Origin of the sequence: Sandarakinorhabdus sp., assembly GCF_032115815.1 — a bacterium.
Classification (GTDB): domain Bacteria; phylum Pseudomonadota; class Alphaproteobacteria; order Sphingomonadales; family Sphingomonadaceae; genus Sandarakinorhabdus.
In genome coordinates this window covers 1-6,172 of the sequence record NZ_JAUMBI010000003.1, presented here as the reverse complement: position 1 = coordinate 6,172, position 6,172 = coordinate 1, and the positions used below count along the sequence as shown (strand labels likewise).

Here is a 6,172-nt window from a genome sequence, read left to right as displayed (position 1 = left end):
GGAGAGCGGCGGCACACAATCCGCACCCAGTCCGGCGGAGCGGATGAAGCCGTCTTCCACCTCCAGCACCGGCCGGCCCTGCAATGCCTTCGCCTGTGCTGCCGAAAGGCGGGAGCGCCAGATGGCGACCCTGTCTGACTTCGCCAGTACCGGCACGCCGCGTCTGAACGGGGTTTCCGCGCCATTCCACAGCAGCGGGGCGACCGTGGGGCGTTTCCAGTAGGCAAAGCCCAAGGCTGCCGCGATGCCCCGGTTGTCATCAATCATCTGTCGCCAGAATCCACAGAGTTCAATGGCTTGCAACGGAGAGATGACGGCGCCGCTGAAGGGATCGCGCCAGTGCCAGCCGGTGAGATGGGTGCGCACCAGCGCTGCTGCCGCCGCATCGGGCATGCTGAGCTTGCCAGCCGCTAGCGCCAGCAGGGCGCGCGGATCGTCGGCCGCAAGGCGCACTTCGGTTGCGGTGTCGAGCAGCGACCAGGGGTCGGCATCGGCAGGCCAGTTGGTGGCATCGAGCAGGGCAGGACCAGCCACTTGCCGGCCCCAATAATGGCCGCCCACCCGGTGTTGCGCCAGTGCCGCCAACAGCGTCTGCACATCGCCTTCACCATTGTCACCGGGCGCGGCAAAGGCCGGCGCGCGGGCGCCGGGAAAGGGCGGAATGGCCAGCAGCGGGGCCATCACCCCAGGGCGGCAATGGCGATGAGCTGGCGCATGAGGCCGGGCAGTTCGCTGAGCGGCACCATGTTGGGACCGTCGGAAAGCGCCGTATCGGGATCGGGGTGGGTTTCCATGAACAGGCCGTCGATCCCAACCGCCATGGCCGCGCGGGCCAGCGGGGCGACGAACTGGCGCTGGCCCAACGAGCGATCGCCGCCGCCACCGGGCAGTTGCACGCTGTGGGTGGCATCGAACACCACCGGGCAGCCCATTTCCCGCATGATCACCAGGCCGCGCATGTCGACCACCAGATTGTTGTAGCCAAAGCTCGATCCGCGCTCGCACAGCATGATGGTGCCGCCATCGGTGCCAGCCGCGGCTCGGGCCTTGCCGAGCACGGCCTGCATGTCGCCGGGCGCCATGAACTGCGCCTTCTTGATGTTGACCGGCCGGCCACTGGCTGCGGCCGCCGTGATCAGATCAGTCTGCCGCGCGAGGAAGGCCGGCGTCTGCAACATATCAACAACTTCAGCGACGGCCTTCACCTGTTCCGGCAAGTGGACATCGGTCAGCACCGGCAGGCCCGTCTCGCGCCGCACCTTCTCCAGCACGCGCAGGCCTTCCTCCAGCCCATGACCGCGGAAGCCGTTGACGCTGGTGCGGTTGGCCTTGTCGAAACTGGCCTTGAAGATCACCGGCAGGCCAAGTTCCTCGCCCATCGCTTTCAGCCGTTCGGCAATCGCAAGGCACAGCGCCTCGCTCTCGATCACGCAGGGGCCGGCGATCAGGAAGGGCGGAGCGCCGGGAGCGCGGGAAAAGGCGGGCAGCATCAGCGGCTTTCGGCAAGCGCCCGGCGGGCCAGCTCGGCTTCGATCAGCGGCACGTCGGTCGGGTTGTTGAGTTCGATCATGTCCCAGGCCGGGGCGGCGCACTGCGCCACGCCCACCGGCAGCCCGGCATCAAGGAAGCGCAATTGTTCCAGCCCTTCCTGCAGTTCCAGCGGTGCCGGGCCGACCGCCACATAATCGGCCAGCGCCGCCGGGCGATAGGCATAAAGCCCGACATGCAGCAGCACCGGCTGCTCCGGCGTGGTGCCGGGCGCCACATGCGGGATGATCGATTTGGAAAAATACAGCGCGCGGCCATCGCGGGCGCACACCGCCGTGGTGCCGCCCACCCGGCCGGCCGCGGCATCGGCCTGCAGATGCGCCAGCACCGCCGGCGAGGCGGGGACAACAGCGGTCGTCATCGCCAGATCGGGGCGGGCTGCCAGCATGTCTACGACCGCTGCCACCATGGCGGCCGGGGTGAGCGGTGCATCGCCCTGCAAATTCACCACAATATCGTGGACAGCGGCCAACCCGGCCAACGCGGCGGCGCAGCGTTCGGTGCCGTTCAGGCAGGTGTCCGGCGTCATCACCACCGCCATGCCCAGTGCCGTGCAGGCCTCGGCAATGCTATCATCATCGGTGGCGATCACGCAGTCCACTGTGCCCGGCAGCACGGCGGCGGCGGCCTGGGCGGCGGCCCAGGTGTAACTGATTGCCGGGCGCGCCACGCCATCGGCACCGGTGAGCGGCGCCAGCGGCTTGGCCGGAAAGCGGGTGGAGGCCAGCCGCGCCGGGATAACGATTGCAATCCGCATCGCCTCAACGACCCCAGGGTGGAGCGCTGGCAATATCATAGATCTGCACGGCGCCCACCGGCTGGTGCGAACCGGCTTCGGGTACCACGAACAAAACGGTCACGCGGTGCGCGCGCATCATTTCCAGCGCATCATCCACCGATGCCGTCTGTTCGATGATCTTGGGTGAAGGGGTCATCACCGCGCTCACCGATCCGGTGGCCAGGTTGGTCAACTGGCGGCGCAGATCGCCATCGGTGATCACCCCAACCAGATCGCCGTCAGCATCCACCACGCCGGTCATTCCCAGGCGCTTTTCGGTCATCGTCACCAGCACCTGCGGCATGGGCGTATCAATGCTCACCAGCGGCAGGCGATCACCGCTGTGCATCACATCAGCCACCAGGTTGTTGCGGCGACCAATGTCGCCACCGGGGTGCAGGGCGCGGATATCATCCTGCGAAACGCCGCGCGCCCGCATCGTTGCCACCGCCAGCGCATCGCCCAGCGCCAGCATCATGGTGGACGAGGTGGTGGGCGCCATGCTGGCGGTGCAGGCTTCCGGCATCGGCGGCAGCAAAAGGCCAATATCGGCCTTGCGCATCAACAGGGAATCGCGATTGCGCGAAATGCCGATCACCCGCACGTCCAGCCGCTTGGCATGGGCATAAAGCGGTTGCAATTCAACCGTATCGCCGCTGTTGGAGAAGAGCAGCAGCACATCGCCCGGCATCACCATGCCGGCATCGCCATGGGCCGCTTCGGCGGCGTGCACGAAATGCGCCGGGGTGCCGGTGGCTGCCAGCGTGGCGGCAACCTTGCGCGCGATATGCCCCGATTTGCCCATGCCGGAAACCACGATGCGCTGCTTGCAGGCCAGCATCTCGTCCACGGCGGCGGCAAAGTCGCCATTGATCATCTCGCCCAGCTGGCGCAGGGCTTCTGCTTCCAGGGCAATGACGTGCCGGCCGTTTTCCTGATGCAGATCACTGGTCATTCTCAGCATCTTCTTGTTGTCCTGATGAGCGACCCTATTGATTTGGCCTGTTACTGCCGCAGACTTGCCTGGTCAATTCTTGCCCCAGCAATTGTTGACTCCGGCGGTGCGACGGTGAACGCAGGCTGCATGACTGCAACGCAGACCACCGGTACAACCCCTCGCCATATCCTGTTCGATCTTGATGGCACGCTGGTGGATAGTGTGCGCATCACTTGCGCCATCATTGATGCCATGTTGGCGGCACGCGGTATCGCGTTTCGCGCCGATCCTGCGGTGGCCCGTGCCATGGATGCGGTTGGCGGTGAAGCCATGATCGCCGCCGTGATGGGTCCGCACTGCCGCGATCCCAAACAGGAGATCGCCGAATTCCGCGCCCGCCATGCCGTGGTGGCCACGCCGTATGATCTGGCCTTTCCCGGTGTGCGCGATGCGCTGGCGGCACTGGCCGCGGCCGGTGTTGGCATGGCCATCTGCTCCAACAAGCCGCAGCATCTGTGCGAGAAGATCCTCGCCGATCTGGATATCGCCCGGCATTTTGCCGCCATCGTGGGCGCAAGGGCGGAATTGCCCCGCAAGCCGGCGCCCGATGGTGCCCGGCTGGCGCTGGCGGCACTGGCCGCCGATCCTGCTGCCACGCTGTATGTGGGGGATTCACCCGTGGATGTGGCCACGGCCCGTGCTGCCGGGTTGCCGTTGGTGCTGGTCGATTGGGGCTATGGCTTTGCTGATGCCCGCCTTGCTGCGCCCGATGCACGGGTGCTGCACAGCCTGGTGCAATTGCTGGATTAGGCTTGCCGCTCGCGGACGATGCGGGTCTGGAACAGGCGATCCCACATCATGCCGGTGATGGCATAATTGCCTTCTTCGTGCAGATGATGATGGCGCATGTGGTGGGTTTTCAACACCCGTGCCAGCCGGCCCTTCATCGGCCATTGGTGGCAGGCATAATGCACCAGATCATAAGCGACATAGCCGCTCATCCAGCCCAGAAACAGCCAGTTGCCCGCCGGCCCGGCCAGCGCCACCAAGCCGGCCCAGACCAGCCCGCCCACCGGCAGGCTGACCATCGGCGGCATCAGGTTGCGCAGCGGATCGTTGGGCACGGCATGATGATTGCCATGCATGATGAACACGAACTTTTCCATCACGGCGGAAGCCGGTTCCCAGTGAAACAGGAAGCGGTGCAGGGCATATTCGGTCAGGGTCCACAGCATGATGCCGGCAACACAGATCAGCATGGCCACGACAATGCCGGCGGCATGCGTTGTCTGCCCCGTTGCCCACCACGCCCGCCAGGCAATCAACGGCAAGCCCACGGCCCACAACGCCATGAAGCCGGGCGCTGAAATCACCGTCAGCTTTTCCAGCCAGCGGTTTTCAAACAGTTTGAGTCGAGAATGGGAGGGCACCATCACATTTGGTCTCAACAGGAGGGCGCGGAAACTGTCAAGGTGCAACTGACGCAGTGAACGCTTGTTGCGACGTTCTGGCAAGTGCTTGTCACATTTTGGCAATTCGTGAACAAATCGTGAGTGCTGCACTGCAACATCTTGCCCCCAAATGCTTGGCTTATCAGCTGATGCCCGCTGATCTATGAACCGATCATGAGCAAGACGCCCGACGCGCCGTTCCCGGCCAATACAACGTCCGAAACGGTGCGAGTCCTTCGCCGCATCCTGATCACCGGCGCTTCGGGTGCCATTGGCGGCGCGCTGGCGCGGCGGCTGGCGGCGCCGGGCACGCACCTGCTGCTGTGGGGCCGGGATATGGCGCGGCTGACGCTGATCGCCACCATCTGCCGTGCGGCCGGGGCCACGGTGGAACTACGCCAGATCGACCTGGCCGAACCCGCCGCATCGCTGGCCGCCATTGCCGCCGACGATTCTGCCGCCCCGATCGATGCAGCGCTGCTGGTGGCCGGGCAGGGCGATGCGGTGCCGCCGGGGCAGATTGTTGAACCGGCCGAACAGGTGGCGCGGCTGGCGGCCGTCAACTTTGCCGGCCCGGCGGCGCTTGCCGCAGCCCTGGCCACGCGCATGGTGGCGCGCGGGCAGGGCCGCATCCTGCTGGTGGGATCGGCGGCGGCCTTCCACGCGCTGCCGCACGCGCCCACCTATGCCGCCAGCAAGGCCGGGCTGGCGCGCTTTGCCGATGCGCTGCGGCTGGCGGTGGGCCCGCACGGCGTGATCGTCACGCTGGTCTCTCCTGGCTTCATCGATTGGGCCAATGGTGGCCGGCCGGTCCCACGGGCCCTGCTGTTGCCGCTGGAAGAAGCTGCCCGCCGCATCCTGGCCGCGTTCGATGCCGGGGTGGGCCATGCCATCATCCCGCGCCGCTTTGCGCTGCTGCGGCTGCTGGATCGGGCGTTGCCCGGTGTTGCCCGCGATGCGCTGCTGCGCCAATTCAGGCCGTGATCGTTTCCGCCAGCAGATGGTGCAATTGCGCCGGGCTGAGATCGCGCGATTGGCCGTTACCGCGCAGCAGCGTGCCATCGGCGCCAAAGCGCAGCAGCACAAAGGGCGTGTCGCGATCGCCGCCTGGATCGACAAGGCCGGCAATGCTGGGGCGGTGATCGCCATAGAACAGCAGGATCGCCGGTTTGCGCAGCGCCGCCATTTCCTGTGTCAGGCGGGCCAGCATGGCATCGCCCTTGCCCACCAGCCGCAGATAGGCGCTGGAACGATGGCCGTTGCAATCGGCCGGCCACGGGCCATGATTTTCGATGGTGACAGCATGGATCAGCGTGGGGCCCTCGGCGGTGCGGGCGCGCTCCATGATCACATCGGCGATGGCGGCATCGGTCACATAGCGATGTTCGCCCTTGGCCGGCATTGCAAACGCGTCTGGCCCGACCAGTTCGGCAAACCCTGCCGCCGGCATGATGGTAT

At 66.1% G+C, this 6,172-nt stretch carries 7 protein-coding genes and 1 pseudogene; 2 read left to right on the top strand and 6 right to left on the bottom strand.

Annotation, left to right across the window (positions count from 1 at the left end):
* From RT662_RS00105 to RT662_RS00090, 4 genes and pseudogenes are all read right to left on the bottom strand, one after another.
* Positions 1 to 681 (bottom strand): annotated as a pseudogene (locus RT662_RS00105) (beta-3-deoxy-D-manno-oct-2-ulosonic acid transferase); the annotation flags it as partial.
* Positions 681 to 1,490: a 3-deoxy-8-phosphooctulonate synthase gene (gene kdsA / locus RT662_RS00100; protein WP_313668110.1), complete on the bottom strand. Its 810-nt coding sequence runs from the start codon at positions 1,488 to 1,490 to the stop codon at positions 681 to 683. The gene kdsA and the pseudogene RT662_RS00105, both read right to left, overlap by 1 nt.
* Entirely contained in the window at positions 1,490 to 2,305 is an 816-nt protein-coding gene (locus RT662_RS00095) for a 3-deoxy-manno-octulosonate cytidylyltransferase (protein WP_313668109.1), read from the bottom strand. The genes kdsA and RT662_RS00095 overlap by 1 nt, the downstream gene beginning before the upstream one ends.
* A gap of 4 nt (positions 2,306 to 2,309) precedes the next feature.
* On the bottom strand, positions 2,310 to 3,281 hold the full coding sequence (locus RT662_RS00090) for a KpsF/GutQ family sugar-phosphate isomerase (RefSeq protein ID WP_313668107.1): 972 nt from the start codon (positions 3,279 to 3,281) through the stop codon (positions 2,310 to 2,312).
* A gap of 129 nt (positions 3,282 to 3,410) precedes the next feature.
* Here RT662_RS00090 and RT662_RS00085 point away from each other — a divergent pair, with 129 nt between their 5' ends.
* Complete coding sequence (locus RT662_RS00085) at positions 3,411 to 4,073, top strand: HAD family hydrolase (RefSeq protein ID WP_313668106.1); 663 nt, start codon at positions 3,411 to 3,413, stop codon at positions 4,071 to 4,073.
* Here RT662_RS00085 and RT662_RS00080 read toward each other — a convergent pair.
* Positions 4,070 to 4,696, bottom strand: coding sequence for a sterol desaturase family protein (locus RT662_RS00080; RefSeq protein ID WP_313668114.1), 627 nt, complete (start codon positions 4,694 to 4,696; stop codon positions 4,070 to 4,072). The two genes, RT662_RS00085 and RT662_RS00080, sit on opposite strands and share 4 nt — an antisense overlap.
* Before the next feature lie 192 nt (positions 4,697 to 4,888).
* Here RT662_RS00080 and RT662_RS00075 point away from each other — a divergent pair, with 192 nt between their 5' ends.
* Positions 4,889 to 5,698 carry an SDR family NAD(P)-dependent oxidoreductase gene (locus tag RT662_RS00075; protein WP_313668105.1) on the top strand — a complete coding sequence of 270 codons (810 nt, stop codon included), beginning with the start codon at positions 4,889 to 4,891 and terminating at the stop codon, positions 5,696 to 5,698.
* Here the strand turns inward: RT662_RS00075 and RT662_RS00070 are convergent.
* A partial coding sequence (locus RT662_RS00070; RefSeq protein WP_313668103.1) for a sulfatase-like hydrolase/transferase occupies positions 5,688 to 6,172 on the bottom strand: 485 nt, incomplete at its 5' end. The two genes, RT662_RS00075 and RT662_RS00070, sit on opposite strands and share 11 nt — an antisense overlap.

Excerpts from the sequence above, each read along its gene's own strand:
- RT662_RS00075 (WP_313668105.1), top strand. The coding sequence starts at position 4,889 with ATGAGCAAGACGCCCGACGCGCCGTTCCCGGCCAATACAACGTCCGAA.
- RT662_RS00080 (WP_313668114.1), bottom strand. The coding sequence starts at position 4,696 with ATGGTGCCCTCCCATTCTCGACTCAAACTGTTTGAAAACCGCTGGCTG.
- RT662_RS00090 (WP_313668107.1), bottom strand. The coding sequence starts at position 3,281 with ATGACCAGTGATCTGCATCAGGAAAACGGCCGGCACGTCATTGCCCTG.
- RT662_RS00095 (WP_313668109.1), bottom strand. The coding sequence starts at position 2,305 with ATGCGGATTGCAATCGTTATCCCGGCGCGGCTGGCCTCCACCCGCTTT.
- kdsA (WP_313668110.1), bottom strand. The coding sequence starts at position 1,490 with ATGCTGCCCGCCTTTTCCCGCGCTCCCGGCGCTCCGCCCTTCCTGATC.
- RT662_RS00085 (WP_313668106.1), top strand. The coding sequence starts at position 3,411 with ATGACTGCAACGCAGACCACCGGTACAACCCCTCGCCATATCCTGTTC.